The sequence below is a fragment of the Streptomyces sp. DH10 genome (assembly GCF_029813805.1).
GTDB classification, from domain to species: domain Bacteria; phylum Actinomycetota; class Actinomycetes; order Streptomycetales; family Streptomycetaceae; genus Streptomyces; species Streptomyces coeruleofuscus.
Window position 1 is genome coordinate 1 of record NZ_JARVKU010000024.1, and the last position, 17,313, is coordinate 17,313.

At 71.8% G+C, this 17,313-nt stretch carries 14 protein-coding genes and 1 rRNA gene; 8 read left to right on the forward strand and 7 right to left on the reverse strand.

Annotated elements, in window-relative coordinates; all coding sequences use genetic code 11:
- Positions 1 to 3 precede the first annotated feature (3 nt).
- Positions 4 to 120 (forward strand): 5S ribosomal RNA (gene rrf / locus QC385_RS35730).
- Between the two features lie 79 nt (positions 121 to 199).
- On the opposite strand, the gene QC385_RS35735 is transcribed toward rrf, so the two are convergent.
- The 5 genes from QC385_RS35735 to QC385_RS35755 are packed head-to-tail and all read right to left on the reverse strand — an operon-like array spanning position 200 to position 5,879.
- Positions 200 to 1,510 carry a DUF58 domain-containing protein gene (locus QC385_RS35735; RefSeq protein ID WP_279545541.1) on the reverse strand — a complete coding sequence of 437 codons (1,311 nt, stop codon included), beginning with the start codon at positions 1,508 to 1,510 and terminating at the stop codon, positions 200 to 202.
- Complete coding sequence (locus QC385_RS35740; RefSeq protein ID WP_279545542.1) at positions 1,510 to 2,499, reverse strand: AAA family ATPase; 990 nt, start codon at positions 2,497 to 2,499, stop codon at positions 1,510 to 1,512. The genes QC385_RS35735 and QC385_RS35740 overlap by 1 nt, the downstream gene beginning before the upstream one ends.
- A complete protein-coding gene (locus QC385_RS35745) occupies positions 2,499 to 3,695 on the reverse strand; it encodes a DUF4350 domain-containing protein (RefSeq protein ID WP_279545543.1) in 1,197 nt (398 codons plus the stop codon). The genes QC385_RS35740 and QC385_RS35745 overlap by 1 nt, the downstream gene beginning before the upstream one ends.
- The gene (locus QC385_RS35750) at positions 3,692 to 4,462 is read right to left on the reverse strand and encodes a DUF4129 domain-containing protein (RefSeq protein ID WP_279545544.1); all 771 of its coding nucleotides are present in this window, start codon (positions 4,460 to 4,462) and stop codon (positions 3,692 to 3,694) included. The genes QC385_RS35745 and QC385_RS35750 overlap by 4 nt, the downstream gene beginning before the upstream one ends.
- A 4-nt stretch (positions 4,463 to 4,466) precedes the next feature.
- On the reverse strand, positions 4,467 to 5,879 hold the full coding sequence (locus tag QC385_RS35755) for a glycerophosphoryl diester phosphodiesterase membrane domain-containing protein (protein ID WP_279545545.1): 1,413 nt from the start codon (positions 5,877 to 5,879) through the stop codon (positions 4,467 to 4,469).
- A gap of 140 nt (positions 5,880 to 6,019) precedes the next feature.
- Here QC385_RS35755 and mtnA point away from each other — a divergent pair, with 140 nt between their 5' ends.
- The 7 genes from mtnA to QC385_RS35790 all read left to right on the forward strand — a co-directional run bounded on the left by mtnA (position 6,020) and on the right by QC385_RS35790 (position 15,283).
- Complete coding sequence (gene mtnA, locus QC385_RS35760) at positions 6,020 to 7,168, forward strand: S-methyl-5-thioribose-1-phosphate isomerase (protein WP_279545546.1); 1,149 nt, start codon at positions 6,020 to 6,022, stop codon at positions 7,166 to 7,168.
- A gap of 200 nt (positions 7,169 to 7,368) precedes the next feature.
- On the forward strand, positions 7,369 to 8,058 hold the full coding sequence (gene mtrA, locus QC385_RS35765) for a two-component system response regulator MtrA (protein ID WP_003990656.1): 690 nt from the start codon (positions 7,369 to 7,371) through the stop codon (positions 8,056 to 8,058).
- Between the two features lies 1 nt (position 8,059).
- Positions 8,060 to 10,381, forward strand: coding sequence for an MtrAB system histidine kinase MtrB (mtrB, locus tag QC385_RS35770; protein WP_279545547.1), 2,322 nt, complete (start codon positions 8,060 to 8,062; stop codon positions 10,379 to 10,381).
- The gene (locus tag QC385_RS35775; protein WP_279545548.1) at positions 10,371 to 12,206 is read left to right on the forward strand and encodes an LpqB family beta-propeller domain-containing protein; all 1,836 of its coding nucleotides are present in this window, start codon (positions 10,371 to 10,373) and stop codon (positions 12,204 to 12,206) included. Before mtrB ends, QC385_RS35775 begins: the two co-directional genes overlap by 11 nt.
- A gap of 216 nt (positions 12,207 to 12,422) precedes the next feature.
- Positions 12,423 to 13,319: a ComF family protein gene (locus tag QC385_RS35780; protein WP_279545549.1), complete on the forward strand. Its 897-nt coding sequence runs from the start codon at positions 12,423 to 12,425 to the stop codon at positions 13,317 to 13,319.
- A gap of 311 nt (positions 13,320 to 13,630) precedes the next feature.
- On the forward strand, positions 13,631 to 14,329 hold the full coding sequence (hpf, locus tag QC385_RS35785) for a ribosome hibernation-promoting factor, HPF/YfiA family (protein ID WP_279545550.1): 699 nt from the start codon (positions 13,631 to 13,633) through the stop codon (positions 14,327 to 14,329).
- A gap of 207 nt (positions 14,330 to 14,536) precedes the next feature.
- On the forward strand, positions 14,537 to 15,283 hold the full coding sequence (locus QC385_RS35790) for a response regulator (RefSeq protein WP_059421798.1): 747 nt from the start codon (positions 14,537 to 14,539) through the stop codon (positions 15,281 to 15,283).
- 35 nt (positions 15,284 to 15,318) lie between these two features.
- Here QC385_RS35790 and QC385_RS35795 read toward each other — a convergent pair whose 3' ends face one another.
- The gene (locus QC385_RS35795) at positions 15,319 to 16,497 is read right to left on the reverse strand and encodes a winged helix-turn-helix domain-containing protein (protein WP_279545551.1); all 1,179 of its coding nucleotides are present in this window, start codon (positions 16,495 to 16,497) and stop codon (positions 15,319 to 15,321) included.
- A gap of 222 nt (positions 16,498 to 16,719) precedes the next feature.
- Positions 16,720 to 17,286, reverse strand: coding sequence for a GNAT family N-acetyltransferase (locus QC385_RS35800; RefSeq protein WP_279545553.1), 567 nt, complete (start codon positions 17,284 to 17,286; stop codon positions 16,720 to 16,722).
- Between the last annotated feature and the right edge of the window lie 27 nt (positions 17,287 to 17,313).

Consider the following 17,313-nt stretch of genomic DNA (forward strand, 5'->3'; position numbering starts at 1 on the left):
TGTTTCGGTGGTTATAGCGTAGGGGAAACGCCCGGTTACATTCCGAACCCGGAAGCTAAGCCTTACAGCGCCGATGGTACTGCAGGGGGGACCCTGTGGGAGAGTAGGACGCCGCCGAACAATTCTTGGGAAAACCCCCGCATCTTCGGATGCGGGGGTTTTCTGCGTTTGAGGGCCCTCTTTCGAGGGCCCCTCTTTGTCACAGGCGTCCAGCCGCCTTCAATGCCAAATACGCGTCCGCCAGTGCCGGCGCCAGGTCGTTCGGTGTCGCGTCCACGACTGTGACGCCGTGACGGCGGAGTTGTTCTGCCGTGCGGTGGCGTTCGGACTGGGCCTGGGCGGCTGCTGCCGCCTCGTAGACGGCGTCGACGTTTCCGCGTGCCTTGGCCATTTCGGTGATGTGCGGGTCCGCTACCGATGCCAGCAGGACCGTGTGGCGCTGGGTGAGCTGGGAGAGGACCGGGAGGAGGCCCTCTTCGATGGGGGCCGCGTCCAGGGTGGTGAGGAGCACGATCAGAGAGCGGCGGGGAGACGTGCGCAGCGCCGTGGCCGTGAGGCCGCGGGCGTTCGTCTCGACGAGCTCGGGCTCCAGCGTGGCCATCGCGTTGACCAGTGACGGAAGGACGTCGCCTGCCGTGCGGCCCTGGACCAGGGCGCGGACCTTGCGGTCGTAGGCGAGGAGGTCGACGCGGTCGCCGGCGCGGGACGCGAGGGCCGCGAGGAGGAGGGCCGCGTCCATGGAGGCGTCGAGGCGGGGTGCGTCGCCCACGCGGCCTGCCGAGGTCCGGCCGGTGTCGAGGACCAGGAGGATGTGGCGGTCGCGTTCCGGGCGCCAGGTGCGTACGGCGACCGTGGTCTGGCGTGCTGTGGCGCGCCAGTCGATGGAGCGGGTGTCGTCGCCGGGGACGTACTCGCGCAGGCTGTCGAATTCGGTTCCCTCGCCTCGGGTGAGGACGCTGGTGCGGCCGTCCAGTTCGCGGAGGCGGGCCAGCTTGGACGGCAGGTGCTTGCGGCTGGTGAACGGCGGTAGGACGCGTACCGTCCAGGGAGCCTTGTGGGTGCCCTGGCGGGAGAAGAGACCCAGGGGGCCGTACGAGCGGATGGTGACGCGGTCGGCCTGGCGGTCGCCTCGGCGGGTGGGGCGCAGCCGGGTCGTCACGCGCCGGCGTTCGCCTGGAGGGACCGTGACGCGGTGGCGGGAGGCCGTCGTCTCCGTGCCGGGCTGCCAGGTGCTCGGGGGCCAGGCGTCGCGGAGGCGGGCACGGAGGGGGCGGCGGGTCGGGTTGGTGATGGTCAGGGTCACGTCCGCTGTGTCGCCGAGTCGTACGGAGGTGTCGCCGGAGCGGGTCAGGCCCAGGCGTCGTACGGGGGCGGCCAGGGCGAAGTCGCAGGCGCAGGCCACGGCCAGGGGTGCGTTGACCGCCAGGATGCCCGTCCAGCTGGGTTCCCAGATGCCGACGGGAAGGGAGCCCAGGGCTGCGAGGAGGGCGGCGCGTCCGGTGAGTGCCATCAGCGGGGGACGGGGACGTGGGCGAGGATCGCGTTGATGACGGAGTCGGCCGTCACGCCTTCCATTTCGGCCTCCGGGCGCAGTTGCACGCGGTGGCGGAGGGTGGGGAGGGCGAGTGCCTTCACGTCGTCGGGGATGACGTAGTCGCGGCCTGTCAGCCAGGCCCAGGCGCGGGCGGTGGCCAGGAGGGCCGTGGCGCCTCGGGGGGAGACGCCGAGGGTGAGAGACGGCGACTCGCGGGTGGCGCGGCAGATGTCGACGACGTAGGCGGTGATCTCCGGGGAGATCGTCGTCTTGGCGACGGCGGCGCGGGCCGCTTCGAGGTCGGCCGGGCCCGCTACGGGGCGTACGCCGGCGGCGTGGAGGTCGCGTGGGTTGAAGCCTTCGGCGTGGCGGGTGAGGACGTCGATCTCGTCCTCGCGGGAGGGGAGGGGGATGGTGAGTTTGAGGAGGAAGCGGTCCAGCTGGGCTTCGGGGAGGGGGTAGGTGCCCTCGTACTCCACCGGGTTCTGCGTCGCCGCGACCAGGAAGGGGTCGGGGAGGGCACGCGGTGTGCCGTCGACCGTGACCTGGCGTTCCTCCATGGCTTCCAGGAGGGACGACTGGGTCTTGGGGGGTGTGCGGTTGATCTCGTCGGCGAGGAGGAGGTTGGTGAAGACCGGGCCGGGCTGGAAGGAGAACTCGGCGGTGCGGGTGTCGTAGACCAGGGAGCCGGTCACGTCGCTGGGCATCAGGTCGGGAGTGAACTGGACGCGTTTGGTGTCGAGTTCGAGGGCGGAGGCGAGGGCGCGGACCAGGAGGGTCTTGGCGACGCCGGGGACGCCTTCGAGGAGGACGTGGCCGCGGCAGAGCAGGGCGACGACGAGGCCGGTGACGGCGGGGTCCTGGCCGACCACGGCCTTGGCGATCTCGGCGCGCAGGGCCTCCAGGGCGGCTCGGGCGGTGCCCTGGTCCCCGGACTGCCCGGCGTTGTCAGTGGTCGGGTCCATCATGGACGGCGTACCTCTCTTTCGAGGGCGTCGAGTTGGTCGGCGAGTGCGATAAGTGCTGCGTCGTCGCTGGGCGGTGGTCCGAAGAGGAGGGTGCGCAGGTCCTGTCCGTCACCGTGGAGGTGGGCGGACAGAGCGGGGAGCAGGGCCTCGGGCGTGTGCGCCTGGGTGACGGGGACGCCTGTGAGGGGGGCGAGGCGGGTGCGTGTGGTGGAGCGAAGAGCGCTTGCCGCGCGGTCGCGGGCGTCGGCCTTGCGGTAGAGGCGGGCGCGGCCTTCGGCGGTTTCGGAGGCGCGGATCGCCACGGGGAGTTTTTCGGGCACGAGGGGGCCGAGCCGGCGTGCCCGCCAGAGGGCGGCCAGGGCTGCGGCGATGAAGAGTTGCAGGGTGCCCCAGAGCCAGCCCGAGGGCATCAGGTCGAAGAAGCTGCGTTCGTCGTCGCTGCCGGTGGCCGACGTGTCGGAGAGCGAGGGGAGGTACCAGACCACATGGGGGCGGGAGCCGAGGAGTTGGAGGGCGAGCGAGGCGTTGCCCTGCTTGTCGAGACGGTCGTTGAGGAGGATGTCGGGCGCGCCGAGGACGACGGTGTCGCCGTCCCCGGTCGGGGCCGGGATGCGCAGCAGGGTGGCCAGGCGCTCGCTGGTGTAGCACTTGTCGGCGTCGAGGTGGGTGGTGGTGTAGCGGACGCCGCCCGTGTCGGCGGTGCCCGCGCGCCGGGCGGCGGGCAGGTCGCAGTCGGGGGAGAGCGTCGAGTCGAGGCTGGTGGCGGGGTCGGCGGTGACGCCGGGGGCGAGCCGTTCGACGGACGCGCTGCCGGGGGCGACCAGGACGGTACGGCCGTCGGAGTCGGCGAACACGTTGTGCAGCCCGGACTGCTGACTTCTGCTCAGCAGGTCGGGGACGGCGACCAGGAGGGTCGTGTCCGGGCCGGTTGCGGCGGCTGCCTCGTCCAGGGTGGTGACCACGCGCGTGTCCACGCCCCGGTCGGCGAGGAGCTCGGCGACGGCGCGGCTGCCGTTGGGGTCGGCGGAGCGCGGGTCGAGTTCGCCGTGCCGGGCGTCGGAGCGGATCACGGCGATGGCGATGGCACCCACGAGAAGCAGTACCAGGGCGAGCGCGATGCCGCGCGTGCGGGTCCATACCTGGCGTGCGGTGGGCGAGGCCGAGGTGGACGGGAGCGTGGCCTCGGTGGTCATTCGGCGGCTCCCTGGCGGGGGTGGGGGGCCGTGCTGTGGGCGCTGCTGCTCGCGAGCTGGGGCTTTGTGCGTTCCAAGTCGCGGTCGAGTTCGGTGATGCGGTGGTACGACTGCTCGCTCGCCGACCGGCCGCCGTACGTCACGTCGTCGAAGTCGCGGGCGGCGGCGCGCAGTCGGTCGGTGTGGGCGGGCAGGGCCCGGCCGGCTTCGGCGGCGGCCTCGTCGGCGGTGCGGCCGGGGCGGGCGTCGAGGAGGGCGCGTTCCTCCAGGGCGCGGACGAGGGCCCGCATGCGTTCCTGGACGGCCTGGTTCCAGTGGCCCTGGGCGGCGTGTGCCTCGGCTGCGGCGCGGTGGTCCGCGGCGTTGCGGGGGCGGTCGTCGAACAGGGTGGCGGAGGAGGTGGGTTGGCGGCGCGGGGTGCCCAGGCGCCACCACAGGGCGGCCAGGACCGCGACGACGGCCAGGATGATGACGACCAGGCCGAGTGCTCCGCCGGGTGTGGCACTCGAGGCGGCGTTGAACAGTTTGTCGAGCCACTCCCAGAAGGCGTCCAGGGCCCGCTGGAACAGGCTGGGGTCGTCCTCGTGGTACATCCGCTTGGACAGCTCGCGTCGGGCCGCCTCGCGCGCGGGGTCGCGCGGTGTGGTGAGGGGCGGTTCGTCGTCGGAGCGTGCCGCCGCCAGCACCGGGGTGTCGCCGGCGCGCAGCACTGTGCGTATGGCGGCGCGTGGCAGCGCCGTTGTGAGAACTTCCCCCGCCCAGGTCACCGCATCAGCTCCCCGGGGTGGCGCCGGGTGCGTTGGGGCCGTAGCCCTGGACGCCGGCGGCGCGGGCCAGTTCGAGGTCGAGGGCCTCGCGGCGGATGCGCTGGTCGATGTACAGGAGCACGGTGACGCCCGCCGTGATCGGGAACGTGATCATGGAGCCGATCACCGAGCCGATGCCGCTGACGATGAGGAACGTCCAGCCGAGGCTGCCGACGCCGGAGTTGAGCCAGCCGGTGATGCCGTCGCCGCTCAGGGCCCCGGCGAGGAAGGTGAACGGGATGACGATGATCGAGGCGACGACGTTCGCGATGATCGTGGCGAGCAGCTGGATGCCGAAGATCCGCCACCAGGTGCCCCGGACCAGCTTCGTGGAGCGGCTCATCGCCTTCTTGATGCCCTGCTTCTCCAGCATCAGCGCCGGCGAGGCCAGGGAGAAGCGGATCATCAGCCACAGGGCGACGATGCCGGTGCCGATGATGCCCAGGACGGTCAGGGCGACGCCCGCGCCGGTGCTCCCGGCGACGCTGACGAGGATGCCGGGCAGCGTGCCCGCGGTGACGATGCCGGCGGTGATGAGCAGCAACAGGCAGATGAGGCCGAAGAGCTTGACGACCTGAGGACGGGCGTCCCGCCAGGCCTCGCCGATGGTCACCGACTTGCCGAGCACGGCGCGGCTGGTGACGGTGGTGAGCAGCGCGGTCGCGATGACGGTGCCGACGAGGGAGATGACGACGACGACGGTGGAGTTGAGCATGGCGTCGCCCAGGGCGCGGCTCAGTTCGCTGAGGGTGGCGCTCGGGTCGTTGAGGGCATCGGTGCTGGAGTCGTCCAGTACGAGGCCCTGGAACAGCACGACGATGATCTCGGTGATGACCGCGACGGTCAGGGAGATGCCCAGGACCGTGCGCCAGTAGGTGCGCATGGTGGAGACCGCGCCGTCGAGGATCTCGCCCACGCCGAGCGGGCGGAGCGGGATCACGCCGGGCTTGGCCGCGGGCGGGGGGCCGCCCCAGGCGCTGCCCCAGCCGCCGGGGCCGCCGGGGCCTCCTGGACCGCCGGGGCCGTATCCGCCGGGGCCGCCAGGGCCGTAGCCGCCGGGAGGCTGGGTGCCCCAGCCCGGGCCGGGCGGCGGGGGCGGGGGCGCCTGGCCGGGGCCGGCCGGGGCGCCGGGGCCGCTGGGGCCGCTGGGGGCGGACCACTGGGCGGGTGGCGGCTGGTCCTTGGACCACTGCGGGCCGGGGGCCTGCGGGGCCTGGCCCGGCTGGCCCTGCTGATCCGCGGGCTGTGCGGGGCCGGGGCGGTCGGCGGGCTCGGCAGGATTGGGGCGGTCGGCGGGCTCGGCAGGGCCGGACGCGTCAGGCTTCTGCCCGTCGGACGGGGCGGATCCGGGCGAGGCCCAGCCCGGAGTGTCGTTCATCGTCGCTCCTTCACGGTGCCCGTCCGCGGTCGCGGCGGCAGGTTGGCAGCCATCGTGCCATGGGGTGGTCTTGGAGTGACCGGCAGCGGTATGGGCTGCGTACCTTCAATTGTCCGCTGGTTAGGGGGCAGACTGACCGCATGGCTGATCAGTACGCGTACAGCGGCGATGACAAACGGCCGACCGAGATCCCGGCGATCCGCTGGGAAGAACCACCGGAAGGACCCGTTCTGGTCCTTCTCGACCAGACGAGGCTGCCGGTCGAGGAGGTCGAACTGGTCTGTACGGACGCGCCCGCGCTCGTGGAGGCGATCCGCTCGCTCGCCGTGCGCGGGGCGCCCCTGCTCGGCATCGCGGGGGCGTACGGTGTCGCGCTCGCCGCCGTGCGGGGCTTCGACGTGGACGAGGCCGCGGTCGCGCTGGCGAGCGCCCGGCCGACCGCGGTGAACCTGGCCGTGGGTGTGCGCCGGGCGCAAGCGGCCCACGAGGCCGCGCTCGCCAAGGGCGGTGACATCAGGCAGGCGGCCGCGGCGGCGCTGGCGGCGGCGCGGCAGCTGCACCGGGAGGACGCGGAGGCCAGTGCGCGGATGGCCGAGCACGGGCTGGCGCTGCTGGACGAGCTGCTGCCCGGCGGCGGGCACCGGATCCTCACCCACTGCAACACCGGTTCGCTGGTGTCGGGCGGGGAGGGGACGGCGTTCGCGGTGGCGCTCGCGGCGCACCGGTCGGGGCGGCTGCGGCGTCTGTGGGTGGACGAGACGCGTCCGCTGTTGCAGGGCGCCCGCCTGACGGCGTACGAGGCGGCGCGCAGTGGGATGGCGTACACGCTGCTCACCGACAACGCTGCCGGGTCGCTGTTCGCCGCCGGAGAGGTGGACGCCGTGCTGATCGGGGCGGACCGCATCACGGCGGACGGTTCGGTGGCGAACAAGGTCGGGAGTTATCCGCTGGCGGTGCTCGCGCGGTATCACCATGTGCCGTTCATCGTGGTGGCGCCGGTGACGACGGTGGATCCGGACACCCCGGACGGGGCGTCCATCGAGGTCGAGCAGCGGGCCGGCCATGAGGTCACCGAGTTCGTGGCGCCGCAGGTACCGGTGACCGGGGCGGAGGCGGGCGGTGGCATCCCGGTGGCGCCGCTGGGGACCCAGGCGTACAACCCGGCGTTCGACGTGACCCCGCCGGAGCTGGTGACGGCGATCGTCACGGAGGAAGGCGCGGTGTCGCCCGTCACGGCCGAGGCGCTCGCCGAGGTGTGCGCCCGCTCGCGCCGGGTGTCGGCGGGCTGAGCCGGGCGGCTGCCGGAGCGCGTGCGAGAGTGGCGCGGGCTCCGGCGATCTCGCCCCTTCGCGGGGGGACGGGAGCCTTGCCGCTGCCCGTCGTCGAGATCGACAGGGGTGGGCGCGGGCAGACAGTAGCGCTTGCTGCGACTATGGTCACTGCCGGTGACCTACCTCACCACTGCCTTCGCCACCGTTATGAGAATGGGATGATGTCGTTTATGAAGGGACGAGTCCTTGTCGTCGACGACGACACCGCACTGGCCGAGATGCTCGGCATTGTGCTGCGTGGTGAGGGTTTCGAGCCATCTTTCGTGGCCGACGGCGACAAGGCGCTTGCCGCCTTCCGTGAGTCCAAGCCCGATCTGGTGCTGCTCGATCTGATGCTGCCCGGTCGGGACGGCATCGAGGTGTGCCGTCTGATCAGGGCGGAGTCCGGGGTGCCGATCGTGATGCTCACAGCGAAGAGCGACACGGTCGATGTCGTCGTGGGCCTGGAGTCGGGTGCCGACGACTACATCGTGAAGCCGTTCAAGCCGAAGGAGCTGGTGGCCCGGATCCGGGCGCGGCTCAGGAGGTCGGAGGAGCCCGCTCCGGAGCAGCTCGCCATCGGTGACCTGGTCATCGACGTGGCCGGGCACTCCGTGAAGCGGGACGGGCAGTCGATCGCGCTGACGCCGCTGGAGTTCGACCTGCTGGTCGCGCTCGCGCGCAAGCCGTGGCAGGTGTTCACGCGCGAGGTGCTGCTGGAGCAGGTGTGGGGCTACCGGCACGCGGCGGACACGCGTCTGGTCAATGTGCACGTGCAGCGGCTGCGCTCCAAGGTCGAGAAGGACCCGGAGAAGCCGGAGATCGTGGTGACCGTCCGTGGTGTCGGGTACAAGGCAGGGCCGAGCTGACATGTCCGGCGACAGTGCCGCTTCGGCGCCCGGCCGGTCCGGGGGCCGCCCGGGGCGGTCTGTCGGGCAGAAGAAGGCCGGTTCCCGTTGGGGGCGGTTCCTGGAGAGCGGGCTGCTGCTCCAGGGCGGGGTCCAGGGCAGCCCGGTCATCCGGCTGTTCATGCGGTGGGTGCGCCGGCCGCTGCTACCCGTCATGCGGCTGTGGCGGCGCAACATCCAGCTCAAGGTCGTCGCGACGACGCTGCTGATGTCGCTGGGCGTGGTCCTGCTGCTCGGCTTCGTCGTGATCGGGCAGGTGCGCAACGGCCTGCTGGACGCCAAGGTGAAGGCGTCGCAGAGCCAGGCCGCGGGCGGGTTCGCGGTGGCCAAGCAGCGGTCCGACGAGGCGGCGAGCGGCACCGGCGACGATGTCGCGACGGCGGACGGCCGTCCCGCGCAGAACGTCATCCAGTGGATGAGCGACCTGGTGTCCTCGCTGTCCAGTGGCGGCCAGGGTGCCTTCGACGTGGTCACGCTTCCGGCCTCCGACGCGGACGGTGTACGCGGCCGCGGACCGCGTGCCTCCGGCGAGGTGGACTGGAGCAAGAGTGTGCCCGCCGACCTGCGCGAGCGGATCGGCAGCAGTACGACGGCCGCGCAGAGCTACACCCGGATCACGTACAACAACGAGACCAAGGACTCCCAGCCGGGCCTGGTCATCGGCAAGCAGCTCGACGATCCCAACAGGGATCCGTACCAGCTCTACTACCTCTTCCCGCTCACCCAGGAGGAGAAGTCGCTGAGCCTGGTCAAGGGGACGCTCGCGACGGCCGGGCTGTTCGTCGTCGTCCTGCTGGGGGCCATCGCCTGGCTCGTGGTGCGCCAGGTGGTCACGCCGGTGCGAATGGCGGCGGGGATCGCCGAGCGGCTGTCCGCCGGGCGGCTCCAGGAGCGTATGAAGGTCACCGGCGAGGACGACATCGCGCGGCTCGGCGAGGCCTTCAACAAGATGGCCCAGAACCTTCAGCTGAAGATCAGCCAGCTGGAGGACCTGTCGCGGATGCAGCGCCGGTTCGTGTCGGACGTGTCGCACGAGCTGCGTACGCCGCTGACGACCGTGCGCATGGCCGCGGACGTCATCCACGAGGCGCGGGAGGACTTCGACCCGGTGACCGCGCGGTCCGCGGAGCTGCTCGCCGACCAGCTGGACCGGTTCGAGTCGCTGCTCGCGGACCTGCTGGAGATCAGCCGGTTCGACGCGGGTGCCGCGGCGCTGGAGGCGGAGCCGATAGACCTCAGGGACGTCGTACGGCGGGTCGTGAGCGGGGCCGAGCCGCTCGCGGAGCGCAAGGGGACGCAGATCCGCGTCCTGGGCGACCAGCAGCCCGTCGTCGCCGAGGCCGATGCCCGGCGCGTGGAGCGCGTGCTGCGCAACCTCGTCGTGAACGCCGTCGAGCACGGTGAAGGCAGGGATGTCGTCGTCAAGCTCGCCGCGGCGGGCGGTGCGGTCGCGGTCGCGGTGCGGGACTACGGGGTCGGGCTCAAGCCGGGTGAGGCGACGCGGGTGTTCAGCCGTTTCTGGCGGGCCGACCCGGCACGCGCGCGTACCACGGGTGGGACGGGTCTGGGGCTGTCCATCGCCCTGGAGGACGCGCGGCTGCACGGCGGCTGGCTTCAGGCGTGGGGCGAGCCGGGCGGAGGTTCGCAGTTCCGGCTGACGCTGCCCAGGACCGCGGACGAGCCGCTGCGGGGCTCTCCGATACCGCTGGAGCCCAAGGACTCACGGCGCAACTGGGGGCTCGACGACGCCGGTCTGCCGTGCGGCGGCGGGGACGGCGAGAAGCGGGCAACCGTGCCGGCACAGTCGGCGAGCGGGCCGCGGCCGCCGGGGCCGGCGCGGGACCCGATACCGCCGCGGGCGGCCTCCGCGGCCCCCACGGCCGATCCGACGGCGCTGCCCGGCAACGGCGCGCGCGTGGTGCCGCGGCCCGCCTCGGGCACGCAGCGGCAGGACGACTCGCAGGCGGCCCCGGAGCAGCCGGCTCGCGGCGGGGCCGCAGGCGGTCCGGCGGGCGCGGGCGGCTCTGGCGGGGAGAGCAGTTCGTCAGACGTGGTCGGCGACGGTGCGGTGAGCGGTCCGGCGAGTGCGGCCGGCGAGGGCAGGCCGACTGATCCGGCGAGTGCGGCCGGCGACGGCAGGCCGAGTGGTCCTGCTGGGCCCTCTCGGGACCAGGTCGTGAACGGGCCGCGGGACGCGGACAGGGACAACGGATCCGCGGGCTCGGGCAGGAAAACCGAGTCGGAGAAGGCGGACAGGCATGGGGAGGCATCTCGTGGGCGCTGACCGTGGGGGGCGCGGTTGGCGTACGCCCGCGCGCGTGATGGCGTACGCCACTGGTGGCGTCCTGCTGCTGGCGGGGTGTGCCTCGATGCCGGACAGCGGGGATCTGCGGGGTGTGGAGTCCACACCGCGCCAGGAGAGCCAGGTGCGGGTGTTCGCGGTGCCGCCGGGTGAGGACGCGCAGCCCTCGGAGATCGTGCAGGGCTTCCTGGAGGCGCTCACCAGCGACGACCCGCACTACAAGACCGCGCGCCAGTACCTGACCGGTGAGGCCGCCAAGACGTGGCGGCCGGAGGTTTCCACGACGGTGCTGACGGACGGGCCGGGTGCCGAGCCCGAGGATGCCGGCGGCCGGGAGGACACCGGGGGCGAGATCACGTACATGCTGACGGGCACCAAGGTGGCCACGGTGGACGCACAGCAGTCGTACGCACCGGCGACCGGGGCGTACGGCAGGGCCGTGCACCTGAAGAAGAGCGAGAAGAGCGGGCAGTGGCGGATCGACGCGCTGCCGCAGGGCGTCGTCATGGGCCAGTCGGACTTCCAGCGCAACTACATGTCCGTCAACAAGTACTACTTCGCTTCGAACACCACGGTGGCCGGGGCCGACACCCAGCCCACCGCGGTCGCCGACCCCGTGTACGTCCGCCGGCGGGTGGATCCCATGACGCAGATGGTGCGCTCCGTCCTGAGCGGGCCCACGCGGTGGCTCGGACCCGTGGTCAGGTCGAGCTTCCCCACCGGTACGGCGCTGACGAAGAACGCCGGCGCGCTGACGCCCGACGACCGGAACAAGCTGACGATCCCGCTCAACGACAAGGCCGCGCGCGTCGGCACCAACCGGTGCGAGGAGATGGCGGCCCAACTGCTGTTCACGCTGCACAGCCTCAGCCCCGCGGTGGACGGGGTCGAACTGCGGGCCGGCGGAACGGAGCTGTGCTCGCTCACGCGGCAAGGTGCCGACGCCGTCGCCCTGCGGAGCGCGGTGCGCAGCCCCGACTTCCTGTACTTCGTCGACGCCAAGGACCGGCTGGTACGGATCCCCGCGGGCGACAGCGACACCAAGCCGGACCCGGCGCCGGGGGCGCTGGGCGAGGGCGACACGGCACTGCGGTCGGTGGCGGTGTCGCGCGACGAGCACACCGCGGCCGGAGTCAGCCTCGACGGCAAGTCGCTGTACGTGGGGTCGATGGTCTCAGGCGGTTCGCTGGGCGAGCCGGTGCTGCGCAGCCACGGCCCGACCGAGAAGGACCGGCTGACCACCCCCAGCTGGGACGCCCACGACGGGCTGTGGGTGGCCGACCGCGACCCGGACAATCCACGGCTGCTCCTGCTGGAGGAGGGCAAGGGCGATCCGCTGGAGGTCCGCACGCCGCACCTGGACGGGCGGATCCAGGCCGTGCGGGTGGCCGCCGACGGGGTGCGGATCGCGCTCGTCGTGGAAAAGGGCGGCAAGAAGACCCTGCTCATCGGGCTGATCGAGCGGGAGGGGAAGCCGGGCGAGCAGTCGGCCGTCAGGGTGGTCGAACTGCGCTCCGCGACCCCGGAGCTGGAGGAGATCACCGCCATGTCGTGGGCCGGGGACAGCCGGCTCGTGGTGGTCGGGCGCGAGCACGGTGGCGTGGAGCAGATGCGGTACGTCCAGGTCGACGGCTCCACGCCGGACATTCCGGCGCCCGCGGCCCTGACCGGCGTCAAGGAGGTCACCGCCGCCGAGGACGACCAGTTGCCGCTGGTGGCGTACTCGGTGGACGGGATCGTCCGGCTGCCGTCGGGTGCGCAGTGGCAGAAGGTGACTCAGGGGACGGCGCCGGTCTATCCGGGGTGAGGTGCCTCCTGTGACCGGTGCCCGGGGCGCGCTTGTGCGTGCGCTCCCCTGGCTGGTCCCGAGGTGCGCTTGTGGCTTCGGTCGCTTCTGCCAAGGGGTCGTCGCGCAGCGCCGTCACTCGTGTGGGGGACGAATGGTTCGCCTGGTGGGGAGTTGTCCACAGGCCGTTGTCCACAGGGGTGGCCGGAGAGGGCCCGGGGCGGCACAGTGGTGGCCATGCGGGGGTGGTGGCAGGATCTCACCGACCTGGTGCTGCCGGCCGAGTGCGGGGGCTGTGGGAGGCCTCGTACGGTGCTCTGCCCGGAGTGCCGTGCGGTGCTGAGCGGAGTCGCGGCACGCCGGGTGCGGCCGGTGCCGGAGCCGCCCGGGCTGCCCGTGGTGCACGCGGCGGTTCCGTACGCGGACGAGGTGCGGGCGACGCTGCTGGCCCACAAGGAACGGGGCGCCCTCGCTCTTGCCGGTCCCCTCGGGGTGGCCTTGGCGGGAGCGGTGCGGGCGGGGCTTCGGAAGGCGCGGGGCGGCTCCTGGGCCGGGGCCGAGGGGGCGTGGTCCCGGGGCGGCGGAGCCCCTGTGCTGCTCGTGCCCGTGCCGTCGGGGCGGCGGGCCGTGCGGGCCCGGGGGCATGATCCCGCGCGGCGGATCGCGCTCGCGGCGGCCGGCGAGCTGCGGCGGAGCGGGGTGCCTGCCCGGGTGCTCGGCGTGCTGCGGCAGCGGCGGGCCGTGGCCGACCAGTCGGAGCTCAACTCCCGGCAGCGACTGGACAATCTCGCGGGCGCGCTGGCGGTGGTGCCCGGAGGCGCCCGGCTGCTCTCCGGCGGGCCGGTCGTCCTAGTCGACGACGTGATGACCACGGGGGCGTCCTTGGCGGAGGCCGCGCGGGCGGTGCGGGTGGCGGGGCCGGTTTCGAACGCTGCGGGGGCCGCGGCCGTGTACGAGGGAGAGACGTGGGAAAGCAGAGAGGAACAGAGCGTCGGATCAAGGCGGGAGAGGACCGGCCGGCGGCCCGGTCGGCACGGAATGACGGGCGCGGGCTGCGCCGGCGGAGTCGTTGACGTGGTGTGTGCGGCAGTGGTCGCGGCATCACCGGACTCTTTCCAAATAAACCGGAACTGACTGAGATCTTGCGTCGTTGCAGGTAACGAGAGGGCTTATTCACCTGAACGGAGGTACGCCGCAGTAGAGGGTGACGACATCCGTCCGGGCGAGATATGTTCGGTTGAGAGGGAAAGCCGCAGGCCACACCTCTCAAATCCGAATGCCGTGCCGCGGGATTTTCTTCATCACTCGCGGCGGTGGAGTGGAGATCTCGCCCACGGGGGAGGAGGTGGAAGTCACCGAGTCCGAGGTTCCGGGGCACACCGGAACCTGGTGCAAAAGGGAGACGCTCCGCAGCGAAGCGGAGCGATCCGGGAACGGAGTTCTGCGTGGACATCGTCGTCAAGGGCCGCAAGACCGAGGTGCCCGAGCGGTTCCGGAAGCACGTGGCCGAGAAGCTGAAGCTGGAGAAGATCCAGAAGCTCGATGGCAAGGTGATCAGCCTCGACGTCGAGGTGTCCAAGGAGCCCAACCCAAGGCAGGCCGACCGTTGTGACCGAGTGGAGATCACGCTCCGCTCCCGCGGTCCGGTGATCCGGGCGGAGGCAGCGGCGAGCGATCCGTACGCGGCTCTCGACCTGGCGGCGGAAAAGCTGGAAGCCCGGCTGCGCAGGCAGCACGACAAGCGGTTCTCGCGCCGCGGCGCGCGCCGGATCTCGGCCGCGGAGGTCGCCGACCACGTCCCGGGCGTGGCGACGCTCAACGGAAACGGCCTGGTGCCGACTCCGCAGGAGGAGCCGGAAGAGGCCGTCCCCACGAAGAAGATCGGCTCACTCGAAGTGCAGGGTGACGGCCCCATCGTCGTCCGCGAGAAGACCCACGTCGCAGCCCCCATGACCCTCGACCAGGCTCTCTACGAGATGGAACTGGTCGGGCACGACTTCTACCTGTTCGTCGACTCAGAGACGAAGGAACCGAGTGTCGTCTACCGACGACACGCCTACGACTACGGCGTGATCCACCTCAGGACGGACACGATGGTCACACAGGCGCACTCGCCCGACGCGGGCGGTGCGCTCGGCGGCTGACCGTGCCGGGTGACAGCGGAGCAGGTGCCCCTGGGAGCGCGTGTGCGCCCCCAGGGGCACCCCCGTGCGACCACTTGGCGCCCCGCTCCGTCACCCTGGTGTCGTCCAGGCATGAAATCATGGTTGGCCACGGCCCAACCGGTGGGTCGTTGCTCTGGGTTGGCGATGGCTCAGGACCACAGGCCACAGCCTTCAGGGGGAGGAACGATGGCGGACAGCTTCGGACCGATGCGTGACGAGGATGCCGACGACGGCGTCGTCGGCATGGGCCCGGACACGGGCTCTCCACGCAAGGAACCGATCAGAGTCCTTGTGGTCGACGATCACGCCCTGTTCCGCCGTGGCCTGGAGATCGTGCTGGCGGCCGAGGAGGACATCCAGGTCGTCGGCGAGGCGGGCGACGGTGCCGAGGCCGTCGAGAAGGCCGCCGACCTGCTGCCCGACATCGTCCTGATGGATGTGCGGATGCCCAAGCGGGGCGGGATCGAGGCCTGCACCTCCATCAAGGAGGTCGCCCCCAGCGCCAAGATCATCATGCTGACGATCAGCGATGAGGAAGCCGATCTCTACGACGCCATCAAGGCGGGCGCGACCGGCTACCTCCTCAAGGAGATCTCGACGGACGAGGTGGCCACCGCCATTCGCGCGGTGGCCGACGGGCAGTCGCAGATCAGCCCGTCCATGGCGTCGAAGCTGCTCACCGAGTTCAAGTCGATGATCCAGCGCACGGACGAGCGCCGGCTGGTCCCCGCGCCCCGGCTGACGGACCGCGAACTGGAAGTCCTCAAACTCGTCGCGACGGGGATGAACAACCGCGATATCGCCAAGGAGTTGTTCATCTCCGAGAACACCGTGAAGAACCACGTGCGCAACATCCTGGAGAAGCTCCAGCTGCACTCCAGGATGGAAGCGGTGGTGTACGCGATGCGGGAGAAGATCCTCGAGATCCGGTAGGGCTCAGACCCGGTAGGGCTCAGATCCGGTGGGGCTCAGACGAGGATGCGGGCGAGTTCCTTCACGAGGGGCTCGCGCAGGTCCGGTGCGTCGACCAGCTCCACGCGTACGTCCGTGCAGTCCACCCAGGTCGCCGCCTCGGCCAGGGCCTGGGCGACGGCCGGGACCGCCTTCGGGCCGTCGAGCGCGACCTGCTTGGCCACCAGCGTGCGGCCCTCGCGGGCCGGGTCCACGCGGCCGACGAGCCGGCCGCCGGCCAGGACCGGCATCGCGAAGTAGCCGTACACCCGCTTCTGCTTGGGGACGTAGGCCTCCAGGCGGTGGGTGAATCCGAAGATCCGCTCCGTGCGCGCCCGCTCCCAGATCAGGGAGTCGAAGGGCGAGAGCAGCGTGGTGCGGTGGCGGCCGCGCGGGGGCGTCTCCAGGGCCGCGGGATCGGCCCAGGCGGGCTTGCCCCAGCCTTCGACCGTGACCGGGACGAGGCCTGAGTCGGCGATCACCGCGTCGACCTGCTCGCCCTTGAGGCGGTGGTAGTCGGCGATGTCCGCGCGTGTGCCGACGCCGAGGGACTGGCCCGCCAGGCGGACCAGACGGCGCAGGCACTCGGTGTCGTCCAGCTCGTCGTGCAGCAGGTCCTCCGGGATCGCGCGCTCGGCGAGGTCGTACACGCGCTTCCAGCCGCGGCGCTCCACGCAGACCACCTCGCCGTACATCAGGGCGCGCTCGACGGCGACCTTCGTGCCGGACCAGTCCCACCAGTCGTTCGTCTTCTTCGCGCCGCCCAACTCCGTGGCCGTGAGGGGGCCTTCCGCGCGGAGCTGCTTGATGACCTCGTCGTAGGCGCCGTCCGGCAGCTCGTGGTTCCAGTGCGGGCGGTTGCGGTAGGCGCGGCGGCGGAAGGCGAAGTGGGGCCACTCCTCGATGGGGAGGATGCAGGCCGCGTGGGACCAGTACTCGAAGGCGTGGGTGTCTTTCCAGTAGGCGTTCTCCACTGTCTTTCGGCCCACCGCGCCCAGGCGGGCGTACGGGACGAGTTCGTGGGAGCGGGCCAGGACCGAGATGGTGTCGAGCTGTATCGCGCCCAGGTGGCGGAGGATGCCGCGGACGCCGGAGCGGCGGAGTGGGGCGCCGAGGAAGCCCTGGGCGCGGAGCGCCAGTCGGCGGGCCTCGTCTGCGGAGAGCTCTGTTGTGGGGCGCGGGCGCGGGGTGGTCATGGTTTTGCACGATAGGGGGTGGGACTGACAGAGGGGCGTGAGCTGCGGGGTTGGATGTGGGGTGCTGGGCGTCGGGGCTGGAGTGGGGTGGGTGCGCAGCCCGGCGTGGCGGGGTGCCGCTGCGTCCACCCGTGCCGCCCTGGGGGTACCTCCCAGGCCCTCAAGGCACTGGGGGAGGCACGATTGCCCGCAGCTCAGCAGCTCAGCAGCACAAGGCGGCTACTAACGCGCCGGCAAGTATGGGGCCGTCGACGGGAGCCCCATGTCCGACGGGAGCAGGGAGCCGACCCAGGTGTCACGGCGTACGCCCTTGTTGTTGGTCGCGGCGCGCAGCGTGCCTTCGATCGTGAAGCCGGCCCGTTCCGCTACCGCGCGGGAAGCGCGGTTGCCCACCTCGGCGCGCCATTCGATGCGGTCGACGGCGGCCTGGACGAAGGCCCAGCGGCAGGCGGTGAGGGCGGCTTCCGTGATGTAGCCCTTGGCGCGGTGCTGCTTGACGGCCCAGAAGCCGATCTCGCCCATGCCCAGGGCGCGCATGGTGATGCCGAGCATGCCGGCGAGTTCTCCGGAGTGGAGGAAGACGCCGAAGGTGTACATGGATCCGTCCGCCCAGCCGTCGGGGACCAGCTGTTCCGTGAAGGCCTCGGCGTTCTCCCGGAGGTACGGCGAGGGGATCGTGGTCCAGCGCTGGACGTCGGGGTCCTGGCAGGCGTCGTGCACCGCGTCGGTGTCCTGGGGGCCGACCGTGCGCAGCAGGAGGCGGTCCGTGGTGAGTGTGACGGGGTCCATCGGCCGATTGTGGTCGGGGCACTCTGG